The organism is Tolypothrix sp. FACHB-123, from assembly GCF_014697075.1.
Lineage (GTDB): Bacteria > Cyanobacteriota > Cyanobacteriia > Cyanobacteriales > Nostocaceae > Aulosira.
This window is the reverse complement of record NZ_JACJRE010000002.1, coordinates 191,676-211,793: the sequence shown is the minus strand read 5'-3', so window position 1 is coordinate 211,793 and position 20,118 is coordinate 191,676. Positions and strand designations below refer to the sequence as shown.

At 40.8% G+C, this 20,118-nt stretch carries 16 protein-coding genes; 8 read left to right on the top strand and 8 right to left on the bottom strand.

Annotated elements, in window-relative coordinates:
* Positions 1-132 precede the first annotated feature (132 nt).
* The 3 genes from ndhD1 (at position 133) to H6G41_RS02260 (ending at position 3,492) form a co-directional block, all read left to right on the top strand.
* Positions 133-1,707, top strand: a complete 1,575-nt coding sequence (gene ndhD1, locus H6G41_RS02270; protein WP_190743205.1) for a photosynthetic/respiratory NAD(P)H-quinone oxidoreductase subunit D1 — start codon at positions 133-135, stop codon at positions 1,705-1,707.
* 237 nt (positions 1,708-1,944) lie between these two features.
* Positions 1,945-2,667: a Uma2 family endonuclease gene (locus tag H6G41_RS02265; protein ID WP_190743202.1), complete on the top strand. Its 723-nt coding sequence runs from the start codon at positions 1,945-1,947 to the stop codon at positions 2,665-2,667.
* A gap of 129 nt (positions 2,668-2,796) precedes the next feature.
* The gene (locus H6G41_RS02260; protein ID WP_190743201.1) at positions 2,797-3,492 is read left to right on the top strand and encodes a hypothetical protein; all 696 of its coding nucleotides are present in this window, start codon (positions 2,797-2,799) and stop codon (positions 3,490-3,492) included.
* 105 nt (positions 3,493-3,597) lie between these two features.
* Here H6G41_RS02260 and H6G41_RS02255 read toward each other — a convergent pair whose 3' ends face one another.
* From H6G41_RS02255 to H6G41_RS02230, 6 genes are all read right to left on the bottom strand, one after another.
* Positions 3,598-3,855 carry a BrnA antitoxin family protein gene (locus H6G41_RS02255; protein ID WP_190743199.1) on the bottom strand — a complete coding sequence of 86 codons (258 nt, stop codon included), beginning with the start codon at positions 3,853-3,855 and terminating at the stop codon, positions 3,598-3,600.
* A gap of 20 nt (positions 3,856-3,875) precedes the next feature.
* Entirely contained in the window at positions 3,876-4,208 is a 333-nt protein-coding gene (locus H6G41_RS02250; protein WP_190549507.1) for a DUF5615 family PIN-like protein, read from the bottom strand.
* Positions 4,205-4,435, bottom strand: coding sequence for a DUF433 domain-containing protein (locus tag H6G41_RS02245; protein ID WP_190743196.1), 231 nt, complete (start codon positions 4,433-4,435; stop codon positions 4,205-4,207). Before H6G41_RS02245 ends, H6G41_RS02250 begins: the two co-directional genes overlap by 4 nt.
* Before the next feature lie 131 nt (positions 4,436-4,566).
* Positions 4,567-6,309, bottom strand: coding sequence for a DUF262 domain-containing protein (locus H6G41_RS02240; protein WP_190743194.1), 1,743 nt, complete (start codon positions 6,307-6,309; stop codon positions 4,567-4,569).
* Positions 6,310-6,542: 233 nt separating this feature from the next.
* Positions 6,543-6,821 (bottom strand): lipopolysaccharide assembly protein LapA domain-containing protein, encoded by a 279-nt coding sequence (locus H6G41_RS02235; RefSeq protein ID WP_190743192.1) that lies wholly within the window; start codon positions 6,819-6,821, stop codon positions 6,543-6,545.
* Positions 6,822-6,870: 49 nt separating this feature from the next.
* Positions 6,871-8,298 (bottom strand): phosphoglucomutase/phosphomannomutase family protein, encoded by a 1,428-nt coding sequence (locus H6G41_RS02230; protein ID WP_190743334.1) that lies wholly within the window; start codon positions 8,296-8,298, stop codon positions 6,871-6,873.
* A 105-nt stretch (positions 8,299-8,403) separates the two neighbouring features.
* Here H6G41_RS02230 and H6G41_RS02225 point away from each other — a divergent pair, with 105 nt between their 5' ends.
* On the top strand, positions 8,404-9,258 hold the full coding sequence (locus tag H6G41_RS02225) for a PD-(D/E)XK nuclease family protein (RefSeq protein WP_190743190.1): 855 nt from the start codon (positions 8,404-8,406) through the stop codon (positions 9,256-9,258).
* Between the two features lie 31 nt (positions 9,259-9,289).
* Here H6G41_RS02225 and H6G41_RS02220 read toward each other — a convergent pair whose 3' ends face one another.
* Positions 9,290-10,972, bottom strand: coding sequence for a transglutaminase domain-containing protein (locus tag H6G41_RS02220; RefSeq protein WP_190743188.1), 1,683 nt, complete (start codon positions 10,970-10,972; stop codon positions 9,290-9,292).
* A gap of 295 nt (positions 10,973-11,267) precedes the next feature.
* Here H6G41_RS02220 and H6G41_RS02215 point away from each other — a divergent pair, with 295 nt between their 5' ends.
* The 3 genes from H6G41_RS02215 (at position 11,268) to H6G41_RS02205 (ending at position 16,125) form a co-directional block, all read left to right on the top strand.
* Positions 11,268-14,126: a cation-translocating P-type ATPase gene (locus tag H6G41_RS02215; RefSeq protein WP_190743332.1), complete on the top strand. Its 2,859-nt coding sequence runs from the start codon at positions 11,268-11,270 to the stop codon at positions 14,124-14,126.
* Between the two features lie 185 nt (positions 14,127-14,311).
* Entirely contained in the window at positions 14,312-15,445 is a 1,134-nt protein-coding gene (gene recF / locus H6G41_RS02210; protein WP_190743330.1) for a DNA replication/repair protein RecF, read from the top strand.
* 266 nt (positions 15,446-15,711) lie between these two features.
* A complete protein-coding gene (locus H6G41_RS02205; RefSeq protein ID WP_190743186.1) occupies positions 15,712-16,125 on the top strand; it encodes a hypothetical protein in 414 nt (137 codons plus the stop codon).
* A 217-nt stretch (positions 16,126-16,342) separates the two neighbouring features.
* Here the strand turns inward: H6G41_RS02205 and H6G41_RS02200 are convergent, their stop codons facing one another.
* Complete coding sequence (locus tag H6G41_RS02200; RefSeq protein ID WP_190743184.1) at positions 16,343-16,774, bottom strand: MgtC/SapB family protein; 432 nt, start codon at positions 16,772-16,774, stop codon at positions 16,343-16,345.
* 884 nt (positions 16,775-17,658) lie between these two features.
* Between H6G41_RS02200 and H6G41_RS02195 the strand changes: the two genes are divergently transcribed.
* Positions 17,659-20,061, top strand: coding sequence for a putative PEP-binding protein (locus tag H6G41_RS02195; protein ID WP_190743182.1), 2,403 nt, complete (start codon positions 17,659-17,661; stop codon positions 20,059-20,061).
* Positions 20,062-20,118: the final 57 nt, after the last annotated feature.

Sequence of the window (20,118 nt, the reverse complement as noted above, 5' to 3'; positions counted from 1 at the left end):
CCCAAAATAAAAAATAGGAGATTGCCATTTTTGTTAAATCAACCTAACAAGGGAGAGCAAATCTCGAAAAAGCTGCTACTTAATAGCTAGTGACTTTTTGCCAAAAACGTTTTTGATTGCAGACGAATTGCGATGAATACAGCTAATTTCCCGTGGCTGACGACGATTATTCTGTTGCCAATAGCCGCGTCGCTACTGATTCCCATCATCCCAGATAAAGACGGCAAAACAGTGCGCTGGTATTCCCTGATTGTAGGGCTGATAGATTTCGCACTGATTGTTTACGCTTTTTATACTGGGTACGATTTCTCAAATCCCGATTTGCAGTTGGTCGAGAGTTACCCCTGGGTACCACAGCTGGATTTGAATTGGTCAGTAGGGGCAGATGGCTTATCAATGCCCCTGATTATTTTGACTGGATTCATTACCACGCTGGCAATTTTAGCAGCCTGGCCTGTAACGTTTAAGCCGAAGTTATTTTACTTCTTGATTCTGGCAATGTATGGCGGTCAGATTGCCGTGTTCGCTGTCCAGGATATGCTGTTATTTTTCCTGGTGTGGGAACTGGAACTAGTGCCAATCTACTTCCTGCTGTCAATTTGGGGGGGCAAAAAGCGGCAATATGCGGCGACAAAGTTTATTTTGTACACCGCTGGCGGGTCGCTGTTTATTTTGCTGTCTGCCCTGACAATGGGATTTTACGGCGATACAGTAACTTTCGATATGAGGGCGCTTGCTCTTAAGGACTTCGCTCTCAATTTCCAGCTAGCACTATATGCTGGGTTTCTGATTGCCTACGCTGTTAAGTTGCCAATCATTCCTTTACATACCTGGCTCCCAGATGCTCACGGTGAAGCTACAGCCCCTGTGCATATGTTACTGGCTGGTATTCTCCTGAAAATGGGTGGTTATGCCTTAATTCGGATGAATGCCCAAATGCTACCCGATGCCCACGCTTATTTTGCGCCCGTCTTGGTGGTATTGGGGGTAGTTAATATCATCTACGCCGCCCTGACATCTTTTGCCCAGCGTAACCTGAAGCGGAAAATCGCCTACTCCTCAATTTCTCACATGGGCTTTGTCACCATTGGTATTGCCTCCTTCACAGATTTGGGATTAAGTGGGGCAGTATTACAAATGGTTTCCCACGGTTTGATTGGGGCAAGTTTGTTCTTTCTTGTCGGTGCAACTTATGACCGGACACATACCCTGATGTTGGATGAAATGGGTGGTGTCGGCAAGAAGATGCAAAAAATTTTCGCTATGTTTACTGCCTGTTCAATGGCTTCTTTAGCTTTGCCAGGAATGAGTGGGTTCGTAGCAGAATTAATGGTGTTTGTAGGCTTTGCTACCAGCGATGCATATAACTCCACATTTAAAGTCATTGTAGTATTTTTGATGGCAGTTGGGGTGATCTTAACGCCAATTTATTTGCTGTCAATGTTACGCGAAATTTTCTATGGACAAGAGAACGAAGAATTAGTTTCTCACCAAGCTTTGATAGACGCAGAACCACGCGAAGTCTTTATCATTGCCTGTTTGTTAGTACCAATTATTGGTATTGGTTTCTATCCTAAGCTGTTAACTCAGATTTATGACTCTACAACAGTACAGTTAACAGAAAGGTTACGTAATTCAGTGCCAACATTAGCACAGCAAAAAGAAGTACCCAAAGTTTCTTTAGTTGCGCCAGAAATTGGTAATTAGAACGAGATTAATAGTTAATATGACTATTAATTTGAGGGCGGGTAAAACCCGCTCTTTTTTATGGCGCTGCGCGTGTCATAAGTAAGTTGGTGTAAATAACCCAGACTATATTACAAAATTTAAATAGTCTTGCACTCTCTACCAATGAATAATGACTAATGACATCCCTTGCTAGTTATATTTAATTACGCTTTGTTTGCAACAATCTATATAAAGTCAACATTTACCATAACGCTTATGTTAAACTACAACCCGTTACACTGTTTACCATCTTCCGAAGAATTACCCAATTCTGATGACACTCCTGTGGATAATCAATTACAACATCTCATCCCTGCACTACTCGAAAGTACTCTGGCGATAAACTGGTCAGAACGTTGGGATTGGTTTTTTGGGGTGAATATGGGTATTTATTATGACCCTAACCAGCCAGCCCTTGTCCCGAATGGATTTCTGAGCTTGGGAGTGAAGCGCTTTATTGATGAAAGCTTACGCTTAAGTTATGTTTTATGGGAAGAAGAGCGATCGCCAATTTTGGCTTTAGAAGTTGTGTCCCAAATCCATCAGGGAGAATACAGCAGTAAAAAAGAATTTTATGCCAAACAGTTAGGCATTTTATACTATGTTATCTACAATCCTTTCCGTCGTAAAAAGCCAGCTTTGGAAGTTTACCAACTTGTAGATGGTGAATATTTATTAATGTCAGGTAGTCCTGTTTGGTTACCACAAATTGGTTTAGGAATTGGTCAAGAACGGGGAATTTATCAAGGGATTGTACGAGAGTGGTTGTACTGGTATGACGAGGATGGAGAAAAATTACTCACGCCAGATGAACGTATTCAGGAAGCAGAAGAACAAGCCAATTTTCAAGCACAGCGTCGGTTAGCGGCAGAACAACAGGTGCTATTATTAACAGCGAGATTGAAAGATTTAGGCATAGAACCGGAAAATTTAATTTAAAATTGGCATAACTTTCTGTTAAATAGCTCGATGATGTGGGAATTATATCTGTAAAGGAAATAATCACTAAACGGCGCAATTTAGCGAAAATTGCTCCTAAATTCTCTTTACCAAAACATCACCAAAGCTATGAAAGTAAAATTAGGGTTCGGCTCTATCCCTAAGCCTCAGTATGTTTTTGTCAGCAAAGAAAGTGACCACTGTTGGTATATGTTATCCGATGAGCAAAAACAAATACCAATTTATGACAAAGCATTAACTGGGTTAATTACAGGAATAGAAGTGAATAAGAAAGTAGAAACTTCTTATGGAGAAGCTGAAAAAACGGATTTACATATTTTGGCAGATAAGCCCTATATTGTGCGATCGGGAAGCGAATCTTATTTTTCCAAAAGTTTGTTACTTTCACTTGATGTTTTGACTTATGAACAGTTAATTAAACCACTGACTATTGCTGTTAGTCCTGGAGAGAAAACTATTGTTTTTTGTACAATTTATAATCCCGTCACTTTTCGTTCTATAGGCGTGAGTTGGGATGGTCATAGAGAAATAGATTGGCAAGCTTTAGGGCAAAAAGTTAGTCTCAAAATTAATAATTTGCAACATAAAGATAAACAGCATCAGGAAATATCTAATAATATAGATATGTCAGAAGTTCGTGCAAGTTTTATTGCTCAAAGCGATATATATTTAGACCAATTAAATTGGTCACCAGAGCAGGGAAGAGAATATTTACAACAGAGATATGGAAAGCGATCGCGTTATCATCTCTCTGATACAGAATTGCTGGAATTTATTGATTTTTTGAGGCTACAATTAACTTAAAGAATGGTTTTCTTTGTTCGTGGATGTTGTTAAGGGCGGGGAAACCACGCCCCTACAATTTGGGATAATTTTATTTATGTGAATCTTGTGTAGGCGATCGCTATTTCATTTTCTTATGCGATCTAGTTCCTCTCGCAAAACTCGCCGTAATATTTCTTCTAATGGTTCACGGCGCTGCTGAATATACTCATGCGATGCATCGTTAATTAAAGTTTGGTAATTTCCTCCACCTGCTGCGTTAACTTGGTCACGGAACCATGTCAGTATTTCATCATCTAAGCGAATTGTAATTCTAGTTTTTCCTGGTGGTGTAGATTGAATTGCCCCTCGCTTACCTTGACTAAAATCATACTCAGGTTCCATATTATGCTTTACAAGTTACTCTAATAAAGTGTCAAAACTCCCAAACTTGGGTTTTTTTCAAAGGCTTGAATATCCTCTAAATGCGATCGCAAAATTTCTTCAATCTGATTTGTCGAACAATTACCCCGACGAATCCAAATTACTTTGGGTGGAAATCCTCGCAAAACACTCAATTCATTAAAATCAGCATCTCTGGTAACAACAGTAAATCCTGTTTGTTGCGCATACTCCCACACAATTCTATCGTCTGCTCGATCCAAACCCAAGACAACAACATGCTGAGAATTTGGGTAAATATCAGCAAGTTTATCTACTAAGGAAGGTGATAGGTTATGGTCAAATAGTAACTTCATGCTTGCATTATCAGCATTTTCTGTTCTCTATCAGCTGCATAGCTTAAGCAAGCTAAAATATCTTCTTGTGTTAAATAAGGAAAGTCATTCAGTACTTCCTCGTATGTCATACCAGATGCAAGATATGACAAAACATCATATACAGTAATTCTCATACCTCGAATACAAGGCTTACCACCTCGCTTTCCTGGTTCAATCGTAATAATGTCTTGATAATTTACAGCCATAAAACTGAACAAACTTAGTTAATTGGATATTTTTTAACCTAGCACTACTTAAAGCTGAAATAAGCGCGATGCGATCGCTCATTTTTAGCTTATCTAGTGATGTGTAGAATATAAAATCATTTACCAGAAACCTATAAATCCTTCCATTGTTCTATAGCAAATTTAGTTAAATTTTCAGTTCTGTGTTTGATTGCTTCTTTATCCCACATACTACGCTCTGTAGCATTATTAAAAATAATTTCATTTATAGAAATTAGTTTAGCTTTCTTATATGTTTCTTTTTTATCACTAAAGCTTTTATTGCTTGCTTCTGAGTTTAATTTCGGTGAAAGTAAACAAAGATTACCAATAGAATGTAAGAATTCCTTATGTTCATCTTCTGTAAAGTGTTGCCATGAAACATTACTCTTATCTTGCGGTAAAATATGTTCTACCGTATCGTTCAGATTTGATTCCCATATCTCATTCCAAATAATTGAGTCAAGTTGACTACCATTGTTTCTGGCTAAATGTTCTTCATATCTGAAAAAGAAATATCTTAGTTCTTTTTGCCAGTCACTATAAAAGTCATGTTTTTTCAGTTCTTCAGCAGCTAGATTAATATCAAAATCGCTACCTATTTCGGCTATGGAAAGCAGCAAATCGGTAACACTTGCACTAGCATTTCTTCTGATTTTTTTTGCTACACGTACATAATCACCAACTTTTGTACGTGAATCTTTTCTGAAAAGACCATAAATTTTAAAGGAAGTACGTTCCCATTGCTCAAGAAGTTTGTTCCTCTCTTCTTCTCTTAAGTCTTTTCTGAGCATAATTGCTACAGCTAACAATCTGGCTTGTGTAATGTCAGTAACTGCCTTTCTTCTTTTATCAGAATACAATTTAAATAAGCAAGAGGTAATTTCTTTCAACCAAACTGTATTTTTAATAATCTTATTTATTATTAAATCATTACTTGATTCTTTTACGCAGTCTTCTTTAAAAAAATCAAGTGCATCCTCTGAACTAATTGGTCTTCCTGCGTCACTTTCTTGTTTTAATGTTGCAGCAAATCGTATTATTTCATGCCCTGGAATGTTTTGCAGACCAATTTCTCTATATATTTCAGACCAATAGCTATGAAGTTCATTTAAGTGTTGGCTAAATAGAGTATCATTATCAGGACTACTTGCATATTCATAAAGTAATCCCATTAATAAACTTTTACATTTGTCTAGCCAGTCAACATCTAGCCCCCGACTATTCAGAACTTCAAAAATTGTATATACCGCACCTTTATCTTCCAATGATTGAAAAATAAAATAGAGATGGTTTTTTATTAATGCAAGCAGATTTACTGAATTGACATTAGAATTGACAAATTTTTCGCAATCTTTAATTGCTTCTGATAGATTACGATCAGCCACAGTCTTTATATCAGATTTATCTGGTTTATTACCATTTTCTAAATAATTTCTTAAAATAAATCTATTGTCATGATTATTTTGAAGAATAATCAGTCGTCCTGAATCTTTTACTAATAATTTAGTTAACTCTCTCGCCTCATCATTTTGGTCGTCATCAGTCAATTTAATACTGATAGCTTTTAATAAAATAACTAAAGTTGTTAAACGTTGTTGCCCATCCACAACATCATAAATATAGAAAGTATTAGAACCAACTTGCTCTCTATCTTTTGTTTTTAAGCAAACAACAGTTGCCATGAAATGCATCCTGTCTTCATACTTTTCCCTTGATTTCTCAAGTTTTTTGATATCTTCAAATAATTCATTTCTTTGCTTTTGTTGCCAGCTGTAATGACGTTGGTATTCAGGAATTCTGAACAATTTGTTGGTTAATATTTCAATTAAAGGTTTAAATTCAGGTTGTATCATATCTATTCAGCGAGCCATTAATCTGTAATTTAGCAACCTAACATCATAGCCCTCTTTTATCACTTTCGCCATAGTAACAAATGAAACCCTTATCCAGATAGGAATTTACCTGTAGAGCCTCGTTTTAAAATTTCTATTACTTGGTGAGCGGTAATCTCCTTACCAAATCTGAAGTTCAGCATTTAGATTCAGTTGCTCACCTACGAGCAGATACATGTATAATTTTTCTTACTTTAAAAATCTTCATCATCAACAAAAAACTCGGCATCTTCATCAAACCGAGAATTACCTTTTCTTGAATCAGCAATACCCCATAAAGGTTGCAGAACTGTAACGCCAACTAATCCCAAACCTACACAAAAAGCTAGTACTAAACCTACGGGAATTGGAATTGATTGGAAAGATAAAAATTTTAATCTTACTGGTGTAGCATTTTGCACAGAGATAAGCGCGATCGCCATTACCCATACAGCCATTACTACAGATATCAAAAATTTACTAATACTTTTCATAATTATTTACACCCCTCTCCATTTTAGAAGAGGGGTTAAAGATGAGGTTCTACTTCAGTTTAGCGATCGCACTTTCCATTTCTTGAGCGATGGTTTTGAGTTTTTCCGGTGAGTTGGTTTCTAAATAAACCCGTACCAGGGGTTCTGTACCGGAGGGACGCAGTAATACCCAGCTTCCTTCTTCTAAGTAAAGTTTAATGCCGTCTTTGCGACCGACTTCTTTAACTTTAATTCCCGCCACTTCTGTGGGTGGGTTTTTGGTGAAGGAGTCGATAACTGCGGTTTTATGGGCTTCGGTGAGGTGTAAGTCTAGACGATTATTGTAAAGCGGGCCGTCGGCTTCGGCGATCGCTTCTTTAACTAGTTGACTTAAAGGCTTACCTTCATAGGCGATCGCTTCTGCTACTAGCATATCGGCTAAAACGCCATCTTTTTCAGGTATATGCCCGATAACGCTTAAACCTCCGGATTCTTCACCACCAATTAATACGGTGGTTTCTCGCATTTTCTCACCAATGTATTTAAAGCCTACTGCTGTTTCATAAATTGGTAGCCCGTATTTCGCTGCAAAATTATCTAAAAGATGGGTTGTGGCGACAGTGCGGACAATTGCGCCTGTTTTGCCTTTATTTTTGATTAAATGGCGTGCTAGCAACAGCAGCACAGTGTTAGGTGTGAGGACGTTACCTTGTTCATCAACAATCCCAAAGCGATCGCTATCGCCATCGGTGGCTAAACCTAAATCTGCTTTATCGGCGCGTACAGCTGCGACTAACTCAACGAGTTGTTCACCTTTAGGTTCTGGCATTCCGCCACCAAACAAAACATCTCGCCAAGTGTGGAAACTTTCTAGCTGCACGCCACATTGTTGCAAAACTTCATCTAAATAGCCGCGAGAAGTGGAATACAAAGCATCGTATTTTACCTTCAATTGGGCTTTTTTGATAGTTTCGACATCAATTAACGTGTAGATAAATTGCAGATAATCGGGTTTCGGATCGAAAATAGAGATAGAACCCGATGAGCTACCACTAGGCGGCGCATCAGATGCACTTTCGATATTTGCCACAATAGTATCAGTAATCTCTGGTGTGGCAGGCCCAGCATAGTCAGGGATATATTTAATCCCACAATAGGGTGCAGGATTATGGCTTGCCGTAAACATTAGCGCCCCTGCTGAGTTTAGGTGGCGGGCGTTGTAAGCAATTACTGGTGTGGGGCAATCCCGATCGGTAACTTTTACCGTCCAGCCTAAGTCTGCCAGGACTTCGGCGGCTGTTTGGGCAAACTTGTCAGCTAAAAACCGAGTATCGTAGGCAACAAGAACAGGCCTGTCTTTGGTATAGGCCGTTTCCAGGTAGCTTGCGATCGCTCTTGTTACTTTCCGCACATTGGGGAAAGTAAAATCGTCGGCGATAATTCCTCGCCAGCCATCAGTACCAAATTGAATCTTGCTGGATTTGCTACTAGCGCTCATGGATGCCACAGACTCCCTTCCAACTTCATTACTATAGGAAGCTTCGCTCAAAGCGCGCGTAGCCGCAAGTATCTTCATCGTTATTTTTCACACTGCTTGTTAGCGATGTCAATCCCCGACCGTCCTTTTGCCAGTTACCACCTTTGGTCTTTAGTTGCCCCAGCCACAGGGCAAGAACGCTGGCATTGCCAGATGAGACGGGGGTTTGTCAAAGCGCGTCAGCATGAACCCCAAGTTAAGGCACTCTTGGGCAAAGCAACTCCACCGCAACGTATTGGTATCCTCGCCCAAAAGGGGGTTTATGAATTTCACCATCACCGACATTTATTAAAGCAATCGGATGGTGTGGATCAAGTCGCCAAACTACTGGAATTAAGCCATACCGATCGTGAAGTTCAACAGCGAGTGCGGCAAATCTTGCAAAAGTATCACAACGCGCCTTTGCTGTTGAATAAAAACATCCTCCAATTAACACCAGGGGATGAAGGCTTCCCGAAACCAATTTTAATTGACCAGGATGATTATTGCTTCCGTTTATATGCGGCTATGGATTGTGTCTTTATTGATAGCGATCGCACTTTACACATCCTTGATTTTAAAACGGGTAAAGCTGCCTTCGATCAGCGTCAAGCCTTAGTTTATCTCCTCGCTGCTCGTTATCTCTACCCAGGACATGAAGCTGTGGCATCGTTCTATAATTTAGAACTTTGTAAAAAGTCCGAACTCATCCGCATCAATCATCACGAGTTAGCATCCTTAGAATTTGAATTGGCTCACATTGCCCAACGACATCAGCGAGATTTACAAAAATATCATCAAGAAACGGAAGATTTCAGTAAAATATTCCCCCCAAATCCCGGTTCGCACTGCCGCTTTTGCCCATTTCGCTCTATCTGTGATTTTGCGGACTTGAAACAGCCTCAAGCTCACTCTATGCCTATTTTAAGGGTGAATGGGTAGGTATGGGGCATGGGGCATTGGGGAGAAATGACTATTGACCAATGTCAAATGGTGGCAATTCTTTAAGAATTGTAAACCGAATATGATTAATTGCTAAGTCGCCGATGGCAATATCTTCTTTGGTGAGACGTTCACCTCCACTGGAAATGCTTTCAAAAGTGATACCTTTGCCAATTTCGATGTGATACCAGCATAAACCCATAAAAAATCTGGTGGGATATGGCCCGGAATCGCCTATGTCATCGGGGTTAGATTCCATTGGTAGCCAGCCAATATTGGGAATGTAAAATTCTAACCACACATGGTTAAAGTCTGGCTGTAAGGGTATGCCTTGTAATTCCCCATTTGGTGGACATTTATACCTGCCTACTGTGCGGCAGGGAATGCCATTCAAACGACACAGAGCAAGTAAAACGCCGACATATTCACCACATGAACCTACTCCCCGTTCTAAAACTACATCGGGAGTATCAATGTATGGTTTAATACCATAAGATAATTCATCATAAACATAATTGCGGATACTGTACATTTTCCGCAACAAATTGCTTTCCGAACCGGCTGCATCTCTAGCAGCGCGACGGACAATGCTAGAGTCCATTGCTAAATCATCATCATCCACGAGGTAGCGGCTTTCAAATTCTGATGAGATTGCGGGAATATCTTCTACGTCTTTGGGGGTAATGCGATATTTAATTCCCCGGACTTCTAAAGTCGCTTTCCAGCCAAAAATATGGCGTTCGCCGGGGGTGAGGGTATCAAATTTAAATACTGCTACCCGTTGTCCATCGATGACTTCTTCTGTAAAAGGTAAACCGATGGGTTCAACTTGTTTAATTTTTTGGCGTTCGGTTTCCGATGGTAAAGCGATGCGCCATTCTAAATTGGTTAAATACACCTCTTCTAAAGGCGCTATCTCTTCAGCATAAGACATTTCGATTAGATAGCCATTAGAGAGGGCGTAGCGCTTTTCTGGCTCGTAATGATAATACAGGGGATGAATGAAAGTGCGATCGCGGTATGTTAGCTCGTGATTGGGGTCAGCATTAGGATTATCGCGAATATAAGGCTCTTCGGAAGCATAAGCGACATACAGGGTTTCTTTGCCTGTTTCCCCATCTTGATGGACAGCAATTCCTGTAGGCGAGTCAAAAGGCGTGAGGACAGTAAATTGAATTTCTCCCGTACCCCGATCTAAAGAAAAAACTGTTTGTTCTGTGCGATCGCTTACCCAAAGAGTATCCTGAGTCACTACTAAATTCTCGACACCAACCCCAGGCGCATAGAATTTGGTAATTTCTTTACGAGTCTCAGATTCATAAATTAAGATATGGCCTAACTTGTGGCAGCTGACATAAACTGTTGACTCCCAAACAGCCACACCATCAGCCGGATAGGGCAATGTCACAAAATGCTCTAGACCTAAAGAATTGAGTTGGCAGCGATATACACTGTTACCACGGGTTACCCAAAGGATATCTTCCCATACTGCTAGACCAGTAACTTCAGTAAATTCCTTGACTTGGTGCGGATTGAGAATTTTGCTGTTGTCGGATATTGGGTCAATTTCTAGAAGATGTCCTTTAATAGTATCAATAGCAATGAGTCTATCTTTAATAAAAGCAATACCACCCAAGGCGGCAGCAGTTAACGGTCGAATTGTTCTTTGCCCAAACATCTGGCTAACGGTCATACTGGGAAGTGGGAAACTCATATTAAGCATATTCATTTAATCGGTTAGCACGCCTAAAATAATTGGTGGAAGTACGTCCCATTTGACCAAGCTTCAGATTGATCTTGCTTACTATTATGAGTGCAATGTGTTCCAAAACTACTCTGACCTAGGAAATAACACATAGTAATCCCAAGACGAGAAAGTGACAAATGTCAGGAATCACATCTACACTATTACAATTTGGCGAGAGCCTGTATGTAACTTTAGTGGATGGTTTTTCCAGCCATCACTAAATTATGATCGAATTCTGTAACCTTTTCCTGTGACTTACACGATGTCTGCTAATTCTCTGCCTGAAGGTGCCACTGTTTGGCATAGTTTAGAAGTTGATAAAGCGCTAGACCTGCTTAATAGTAATGCAGACAGTGGCTTAACACCCCAAGAAGTTGAACAGCGGTTGCAAAAATACGGCCCCAACGAACTTGAAGAACAAAGCGGCCGCAGCGCTTGGGAGATTCTGTTAGATCAGTTCAAGAACATTATGTTGTTGATGCTGATTGCTGTAGCGATCATTTCTGGGGTTTTAGATCTGGTGGCTTGGCAAGGAGGAAGCCTCAAACCAGGGGAAGTACCATTTAAAGATACGATCGCGATTATGGCGATTGTCATTCTCAATGGTATCCTCGGCTATGTGCAAGAAAGCCGTGCCGAAAAAGCCCTTGCAGCTTTGAAAAAATTATCTTCGCCCCTAGTGCGCGTTATTCGCGATCGCAAACTCTTGGATGTCGCCGCCAAGGAAATAGTTCCTGGGGATGTGATGCTGCTAGAAGCTGGGGTACAAATAGCCGCCGACGGACGCTTGATTGAACAATCGAATTTACAAGTCCGGGAATCGGCGCTGACTGGCGAAGCGGAAGCTGTCAATAAACAAGCTACTTTACAACTACCAGAAGATACATCATTAGGCGATCGCATTAATGTCGTCTATCAAGGAACAGAAGTTGTTCAAGGACGCGGCAAGGTTCTAGTTACTAACACTGGAATGAAAACAGAGTTAGGCAAAATTGCTACCTTGTTGCAATCCGTGGAAAGCGAACCAACGCCTTTGCAACAACGGATGACTCAACTCGGTAACGTCTTGGTCAGCGGTTCCTTGATTCTCGTGGCAATTGTCGTCATTGGCGGTATCATTCAGGCTAGAGGTTTTAGCAACTTACAAGAACTCCTAGAAGTTTCCTTGAGTATGGCGGTGGCTGTAGTACCAGAAGGTTTACCTGCTGTCATCACCGTTACCTTGGCCTTGGGAACTCAGCGGATGGTTAGGCAAAACGCATTGATTCGCAAACTTCCCGCCGTAGAAACCTTGGGTTCTGTAACTACCATCTGTTCTGATAAAACTGGCACTCTGACTCAGAACAAAATGGTCGTACAAGCAGTTTATACCAATGATGCTAATTTCCGAGTCACAGGGCAAGGTTACGCGCCTACAGGGGATTTTCAATTAAATGGACAAACAATTTCTGTAGAAGAATATCCCGAAATCTCCGCTTTACTAGTTGCTTGTGCTGTTTGTAATGATTCCGTACTGCAAAAAGAATCAGGAGAATGGGCGATTTTAGGCGACCCCACCGAAGGCGCATTAATGACCCTCGCCGGAAAAGCTGGTATTGAAAAAGACCAATGGGAGAGTAAGTTACCCAGAGTAGCTGAATTTCCCTTTTCCTCAGAACGCAAACGCATGAGTGTCATTTCTCAGGTTAAGGCAGTGGCTACCGGGGATACTTCCGGCACAGATATTGACCCCGCAATTGCAGGTTTTCTGCAATCGGAAAAGTATTTAATGTTTACCAAGGGTTCCCCAGAGTTAATTTTGGCGCGTTGTAGCCAACTTTATTTAGGTAGACATTCCGCCCCCTTAACAGAAGCACAACGCCAACAAATTTTGGCAGAAAATGACCAAATGGCGAGTAAGGGGTTACGGGTACTAGGTTTCGCTTATAAACCCTTTGCAGAAGTACCCCCAGAAGGTGCCGATGAAACCTCAGAACAAGAGTTAGTCTGGCTGGGATTAGTGGGAATGCTGGATGCGCCACGCCCAGAAGTCAGGGCGGCTGTGCAAGAATGTCGAGAAGCGGGGATTCGTCCCGTAATGATTACCGGCGATCACCAATTAACAGCAAAAGCGATCGCGGCTGACTTAGGGATAGCTGAAGAAGGCGCGCGCGTCCTCACCGGGCAAGAATTACAGCGCATGAGCGATGAGGAACTAGAGCAAAATGTAGACTTAGTCAGCATTTATGCGCGAGTTTCCCCAGAACACAAACTGCGAATTGTCAAAGCCCTGCAACGCCGTGGTAGATTTGTTGCCATGACGGGGGATGGTGTTAACGATGCTCCTGCCTTAAAACAAGCAGATATCGGTATTGCAATGGGGATTACTGGTACTGATGTCAGTAAAGAAGCTAGCGACATGGTATTGCTAGATGACAACTTTGCCACAATTGTCTCTGCTACTAAAGAAGGTAGAGTGGTTTACACCAACATCCGCCGCTTTATTAAATATATTCTCGGTAGTAACATCGGTGAAGTTTTAACAATTGCTGCTGCACCCTTGTTAGGGCTAGGAGGCGTTCCCCTTACCCCCTTACAAATTCTCTGGATGAACTTAGTTACTGATGGTTTACCAGCCTTAGCCTTAGCGGTAGAACCCCCAGAACCAGATGTAATGAAGCGTCCCCCCTTCAGCCCCCGCGAAAGTATCTTTGCTAGGGGATTGGGTTCTTACATGGTGCGGATTGGGATTGTGTTTGCGATTATCTCCATTGCTTTAATGGCTTGGGCTTACAACCATACCCATGCAGCAGGTTATCAAGGCAATCCAGAATCTTGGAAAACAATGGTATTTACTACCCTGTGTATCGCCCAAATGGGTCATGCTATAGCGATTCGCTCCAATAACCAGCTAACCATAGAAATGAATCCCTTATCCAATAAGTTTGTCTTGGGTGCTGTGGTTGTCACCACAATTTTGCAACTCATGCTAGTTTATGTTCCACCACTGCGAGCTTTCTTTGGTACTCATTTCATAAATGGTACAGAATTAGCTATTTGTATTGGTTTTAGTGCCTTAATGTTTGTCTGGGTGGAATTGGAGAAGATATTCTTCCGCATTATGGGTAAAAAAGCTGTGTGATGGGCATTGGGCATGGGGCATGGGGCATTGGGCATTGGGGAGGCAGTGCGTTGGACAGGTTTCCCGGCTTGTAGACACCTGAAGGGTAGCAACTATCGTTATTGGGCATGGGAAGTGGTAGTTATATTCTCCCCAACTTCCCACACCCCCCACAATCTCACCCTCATCTTCCTCATCTCTCCACTATGTACCTCAAATCAATTCACCTGAGACAGTTTCGCAACTATACAGACCAAAAAGTGGAGTTTAAAGCTGCCAAAACAATTTTGGTAGGTAATAATGCTCAGGGAAAATCTAACTTGTTAGAGGCGGTGGAGTTATTAGCGACATTGCGATCGCATCGGTTAGCGCGCGATCGCGATTTAGTCCAAGAAGGAGAAGCGATCGCTCAAATTAACGCCTCCCTAGAAAGAGAAACAGGTATTAGCGATTTAACTTTAACTCTTCGTCGTCAAGGAAGGCGCACTGTTGCACTTAATGGTGAAGCTGTGCGGCGTCAAATGGATTTTCTTGGCGTTTTAAATGCGGTAGAGTTTTCCAGCCTAGATTTAGACTTAGTGCGTGGCGGGCCTGAAGGTCGGCGTAGTTGGTTAGATACTTTATTAATCCAACTTGAACCTGTATATGCGCATATTTTGCAGCAATACAATCAAGTTTTGCGCCAGCGTAATGCTTTTTTAAAACATATCCAAGACATAGCATTTACTAGCCAACAATCAGAACAATTAGCTGTCTGGGATGCCCAATTAGCTACCACAGGTACAAAAGTTATTAGAAGGCGCGAACGAGCTTTACAAAGATTAGTGCCGATTGCGAGTAATTGGCACTCTAGTATTAGTGGAAGTACAGAAAATCTCCAAATCAAATATGCACCGAGTGTTCCTTTAGGGGAAAACTATCCGCAACAAGTGCAACAAGCTTTTTTAGATAAAATCCAGCAACGCGCTGTAGCCGAACTCCGCCAAGGTACTACCCTGGTAGGCCCTCACCGCGATGAAGTAGAATTAATTATTAACCAAACACCCGCACGTCAATACGGTTCTCAAGGTCAACAGCGCACCTTAGTATTAGCTCTGAAATTAGCAGAATTACAACTGATTGAGGAAGTTGTGGGCGAACCACCATTGCTATTGTTAGATGATGTTTTGGCAGAATTAGACCCATACCGCCAAAATCAACTACTTGATGCTATTCAAGACAGATTTCAAACTTTAATTACTACTACTCATCTTAGTGCTTTTGACTCACAATGGTTAGATTCATCGCAAATTCTCCATGTAAAGGCCGGAGAGATATCTTTACCGAATGCTATTTATTAAATTACCCATAACCTAGCAATCCAAATATTTTTCCGGATACTGAGGAAATTTTTGTGAATATTGTTGTAGCAACTTGAAGATAAATATTATTTTTTCAAGAAATTGTTGCTGAGCGATCGCTCTACTTATTTATTTAAATTTAATATCTTTCCCTTTACCTATACCAATATCATTTGCCATTGTATAGCAGTGATATTACTTGCTTTAAAAGTAAAGTTTAATGTCTACAACTAATCCAAATAAACAAAATTAATGAAATTTTAGATATGTATCCACAAAATGAAATTGTCCATCAAGATGAGATTGCAGTTTTAGGTGCATCATTGCGAGCAATTGAGCAGAAATTACTCAAGCAATCTGAGAATACAGGTATCAAAAGACTCTGGTTCCAAGGAGAAGAACCTTATTTTGATGTGTTCTTTGAACTAAAAAATGATGAAATCTTATGGTTTCAATTAACCTTACGCGGTAAGGCTGTATCTTGGGACAATAAAAAATCAAAATTACAAACGGGTACTACTAATGAACTCCACGATAATGATGTAAGTTTTTATGCAGCCAGCAAAACAATCGAGAATGATATTAAGACAGACTGGGAATTTATTCATTTAGTAAAATCTATTTTGCAAACTCGATCAGACGAAACTATTTTTGCCAAAGCTCTAGAGTTATTTAAGTAGGAAGATAAAAACTATCATTTGTCATTAGTAAGAGTTGAAATTTATTTACGTTTTTTAATATAGATTAGTGTAATTACCAACTTACAAGCTGTAATGCCTCAATACTGTCAATATGTGCGGCTTCGGGTAGATCCATTGCAACAGCCGGGAAGTAAGAATCTGCAAAAGGTAAAAATTGGGGAATGCCAATTAATTACTCTCACGAACAATAATTAATTCATTTTTCTAATTTTTTAAAAAAATTCAGCACTAAAAAAGTTAGTAAAGCACCTATTAATCCCAATTGCCATAAGCCACATCCTGCTGCAATTCCTATAGCTGCGGAAACCCAAACCGCCGCAGCTGATGTTAATCCGTGAATTTCAATCCTTTGCGATTCTTCCGAAGATTGACGCAAAATTTCTCCTGCACCGAGAAATCCTACACCAGCTGCGATACCTTGAATTACTCGTGAGAGAGCATCAGCATTAGGATTTAGATCTACTGTAGACAAGGGTATGAGAGTAAAAATAGCTGCACCCATACTTACCAACATGTGAGTTCTCAACCCAGCGGGTTTGTTTCTCAGTTGTCTTTCTACGCCGATGATTGCGCCACTTACTAATGCCATGCACAATCTAAAGAGAATAGTTTGGATATCAAGGCTCATGAATCATCACGATAGAGAGGAAAAACATTGGCTGCAATGAATTAATTAAGTTCTCTAGGACTGTGATTTGATTTTTGTAAATACTCTGTACACTTATCTTTTAGCTGTTGTTCCTTCTTTGTGCTCTACCTAGAGAGAGAAATTCAATAATTAAAGTGGATTCTTATATATATATAGCCATTGAATGTGATTACTGCACTGAAAAAGTAGAACTAAGCAATTCTTGATAGCAATACTCTATAGAGTAATTTAGTAATTATGAATTACCCTTGAGAATATCAGAGATAAATAATTTTAATTCTGCTAGCAGTCTATTTATGATATTGGTTAAATGTAGTAATTTAAAGCTGAATGTATGGTTATTTAATTTTGATAAATAATTTAAGCTTAATATTGTACTGCAAATTGCTATATTTAACCATACAGTCAAGATTTGCATCCACGATCGCGATTTGAGGAGTATAACTGGCGTGAATCAAAAGCTATGCATTTACAAGGTCATGAGACTCAGGCGCTAACCATAGGTAGCAATTTCCGTCATAAACTTATCCTGTTTTAGTTTTTTGACTTGACTTGTGAGTCTGTAAATATTCAGTTTTGCCACCAGACAAGGTCAAAAATAGACGAGTGCAGTACCACAACTGCTGTACAACTGTTAGGTATGCATACTTAGACAAGCAAAAGGTTAGATAACTAGTCAAGAGGACGTGTAAATAAACCACCCATTGGCGATACCTGAAAACCTGGGGAAAAGTAATTACCAATTTCTTCTTGCAGTACTATTTGCTGTTTAACTACTAATCATTAACTTTTTTTCATTCTTTCACAAATGGTTACTACTGTGACCAGAGCAAATGATTTACAACAGAGAACAACAAAATTGAGTGGACAAACTCTACTGGCTTGACCAAATTAAACTCCAAGACCGCGCCAAGGTAGGTGATAAAGCGTTTTACTTGAGCCGAATAATGCAGCGTGGCTATCCTGTATTACCTGGTTTTGTTGTTGGTGCAGAGGTTTTGCAACAATTTTTAGAAAATCTTAATAGTTCCGAATCATTAGTTGCTGACTTACCTCATTCTTCGTTGTATCTAGATGTGACGAATTGGCGTCAACTTCAGCAGGTAGCTGGTCGTTTGCGTCAGGAAATTATTACTGCCTCTGTACCAATATCTTGGGTAGGAAAAATTCTCGCAGCCGCTAGAGCATGGGAAACTGAATATCTGATTTTCCGCCCCACAGTAATGGTGCCAAACGCTACAAAGGCATTAGGGAATATATCAGGATTACTAGAATCTGTTTTTTGTCCTTGTAACCAAGAAGCGATCGCCTCTGGGTTAAAGCGTACTTGGAGCCAATTATTCCGCGCCAGAAGTTTATTATATTGGCAACGTACAGGCACTGACCTGAGAAAAGTAAATTTCGCGGTTTTAGTCCAACCAGTGCGTAATGCAATGGCTAGTGGCTTATTTCATGCGAATACTTCGGGTTGGGAAATTACAGCTACTTGGGGATTAGGAGTAGCGATCGCCAATGGTGAAGTTTTACCCGATGTCTACTACATTCAACCAGAAACTGGGCAATTAATCGAGCAACAGCTAGGCAGTAAAATCCTCGCTTACCGAATTGAAAATCCCGCAACTAAAGATAGCTTGCAACCAGTAACGCCGTCTGTATTGGCATTAGATAATACTTGCCTAGTAGCCTATCTATTGGAAGAAAGCAAACAAAAACAATACTCTTTGCAAGCAGAATACCTGCAACAAGTAATTGTTTTAGGCAATCAGCTAGTCAGCGAATTGGGTAGCGAATTTGACATTGAATGGACAATTTCTCAAGTTAATCCAGTTCCCAAACTCTACCTGACACAAGTTAGCGCCCCCCAATCAGCAATTCCCAACGTTCAGATTATTAAGGGCTTAGGAGCAGCTAGAGGGCGCGTTACAGCTAATGCCTATGTAATTGCCAATTCCCAATTAAAACCGGAACAGCTACCCCAAGACGTGATTTTAGTTGCCAAAACTATTACCCCGGATTGGTTGCCAATATTACAGAAGATAGCGGGTATTATTACAGAGAAAGGCGGATTAACTAGCCATGCCGCAATCCTAGCGAGAGAACTGGGTATTCCCGCAGTAGTCAGTGCTACCGATGTCACCGCCTTAATTCAACCTGGTGAAAGATTACTTGTAGATGGCGATCGCGGCGAAGTTTCTCGCGTGCGAGAAGACATAACCATAGAAAGAATTGCAGCTAAAGGCGGTTCACCGGAAAATCTCGAACTCAATCATTCTCATTCCCCCCTACCTTCAACGCCTGCTAAATCTCATTCCTGGGAATCCCCACCTCTGCGTGCTTTTGGCATAACTTCCCCAGCGTTAATTGCAACCCAGCTACTATTAAACCTGAGCCAAAGCAGCTTAATAGAGCAAGTACAAAGCTTACCTGTAGACGGAGTTGGGTTATTGCGCTCAGAATTGATGATGTTAACCGTACTAGAAGGACAACACCCCAATAGTTGGTTAACCGATGGGCGACAAGCAGAATTATTAGAGCGCTGGACTGAGCAGATTATGCAATTTGCTTGTGGCTTTGCACCACGACCAGTATTATATCGCTCCTTAGATTGGCGATCGCACGAGTTACCTTCCTTTCCCCAAGAACATCAATCTACATCACAAGCCGTCTTAGGCGATCGGGGTATTTTTAGCTATTTACTCAATCCCACAATCTTTGAGTTAGAATTAGCCGCCTTAGCCAAAGTCCAAAAAGCTGGGTACAGCAACGTCAACCTCATGTTACCCTTTGTCCGTAGCGTTGAAGAATTTTCTCTGTGTCGCCAAAAAGTTGAGCAAGCTGGATTAACCCAATTACCCCAGTTTCAACTATGGATTATGGCAGAAGTTCCCAGCGTTCTATTTTTACTCCCAGAATATGTCAAAGCAGGTGTAGAAGGAATTTCCATCGGCACAAATGATCTTACTCAACTGCTATTAGGAGTAGATCGAGAGCAAGAACAACTAGCCAGAAGATTTAATGAACTTCAACCGGCTGTCATGAGTGCGATCGCTCAACTGATCGAAATGTCCAAAGATGCCGGTATCCCCTGTACAATCTGCGGTCAAGCACCAGTATTGTATCCAGAAATGATTGACCGCTTAGTACAATGGGGAATTACAGCAATTTCTGTAGAACCAGATGCAGTAGAGCGAACATATCACGCGATCGCCCGTGCAGAACATCGCTTAATTCTAGAAGCCGCACGGCGACAGATGAAAGGCGGTTAGGGTGTAACAAAGGGGATAAGGAGGACAACACAGAGAAATTTTATCCCAATGCCCAAT

What these genes read in the sequence shown, in the direction of transcription:
- ndhD1 (WP_190743205.1), top strand. Translation starts at nt 133, where the DNA reads ATGAATACAGCTAATTTCCCGTGGCTGACGACGATTATTCTGTTGCCA.
- H6G41_RS02265 (WP_190743202.1), top strand. Translation starts at nt 1,945, where the DNA reads ATGTTAAACTACAACCCGTTACACTGTTTACCATCTTCCGAAGAATTA.
- H6G41_RS02260 (WP_190743201.1), top strand. Translation starts at nt 2,797, where the DNA reads ATGAAAGTAAAATTAGGGTTCGGCTCTATCCCTAAGCCTCAGTATGTT.
- H6G41_RS02255 (WP_190743199.1), bottom strand. Translation starts at nt 3,855, where the DNA reads ATGGAACCTGAGTATGATTTTAGTCAAGGTAAGCGAGGGGCAATTCAA.
- H6G41_RS02250 (WP_190549507.1), bottom strand. Translation starts at nt 4,208, where the DNA reads ATGAAGTTACTATTTGACCATAACCTATCACCTTCCTTAGTAGATAAA.
- H6G41_RS02245 (WP_190743196.1), bottom strand. Translation starts at nt 4,435, where the DNA reads ATGGCTGTAAATTATCAAGACATTATTACGATTGAACCAGGAAAGCGA.
- H6G41_RS02240 (WP_190743194.1), bottom strand. Translation starts at nt 6,309, where the DNA reads ATGATACAACCTGAATTTAAACCTTTAATTGAAATATTAACCAACAAA.
- H6G41_RS02235 (WP_190743192.1), bottom strand. Translation starts at nt 6,821, where the DNA reads ATGAAAAGTATTAGTAAATTTTTGATATCTGTAGTAATGGCTGTATGG.
- H6G41_RS02230 (WP_190743334.1), bottom strand. Translation starts at nt 8,298, where the DNA reads ATGAGCGCTAGTAGCAAATCCAGCAAGATTCAATTTGGTACTGATGGC.
- H6G41_RS02225 (WP_190743190.1), top strand. Translation starts at nt 8,404, where the DNA reads ATGTCAATCCCCGACCGTCCTTTTGCCAGTTACCACCTTTGGTCTTTA.
- H6G41_RS02220 (WP_190743188.1), bottom strand. Translation starts at nt 10,972, where the DNA reads ATGAGTTTCCCACTTCCCAGTATGACCGTTAGCCAGATGTTTGGGCAA.
- H6G41_RS02215 (WP_190743332.1), top strand. Translation starts at nt 11,268, where the DNA reads ATGTCTGCTAATTCTCTGCCTGAAGGTGCCACTGTTTGGCATAGTTTA.
- recF (WP_190743330.1), top strand. Translation starts at nt 14,312, where the DNA reads ATGTACCTCAAATCAATTCACCTGAGACAGTTTCGCAACTATACAGAC.
- H6G41_RS02205 (WP_190743186.1), top strand. Translation starts at nt 15,712, where the DNA reads ATGTATCCACAAAATGAAATTGTCCATCAAGATGAGATTGCAGTTTTA.
- H6G41_RS02200 (WP_190743184.1), bottom strand. Translation starts at nt 16,774, where the DNA reads ATGAGCCTTGATATCCAAACTATTCTCTTTAGATTGTGCATGGCATTA.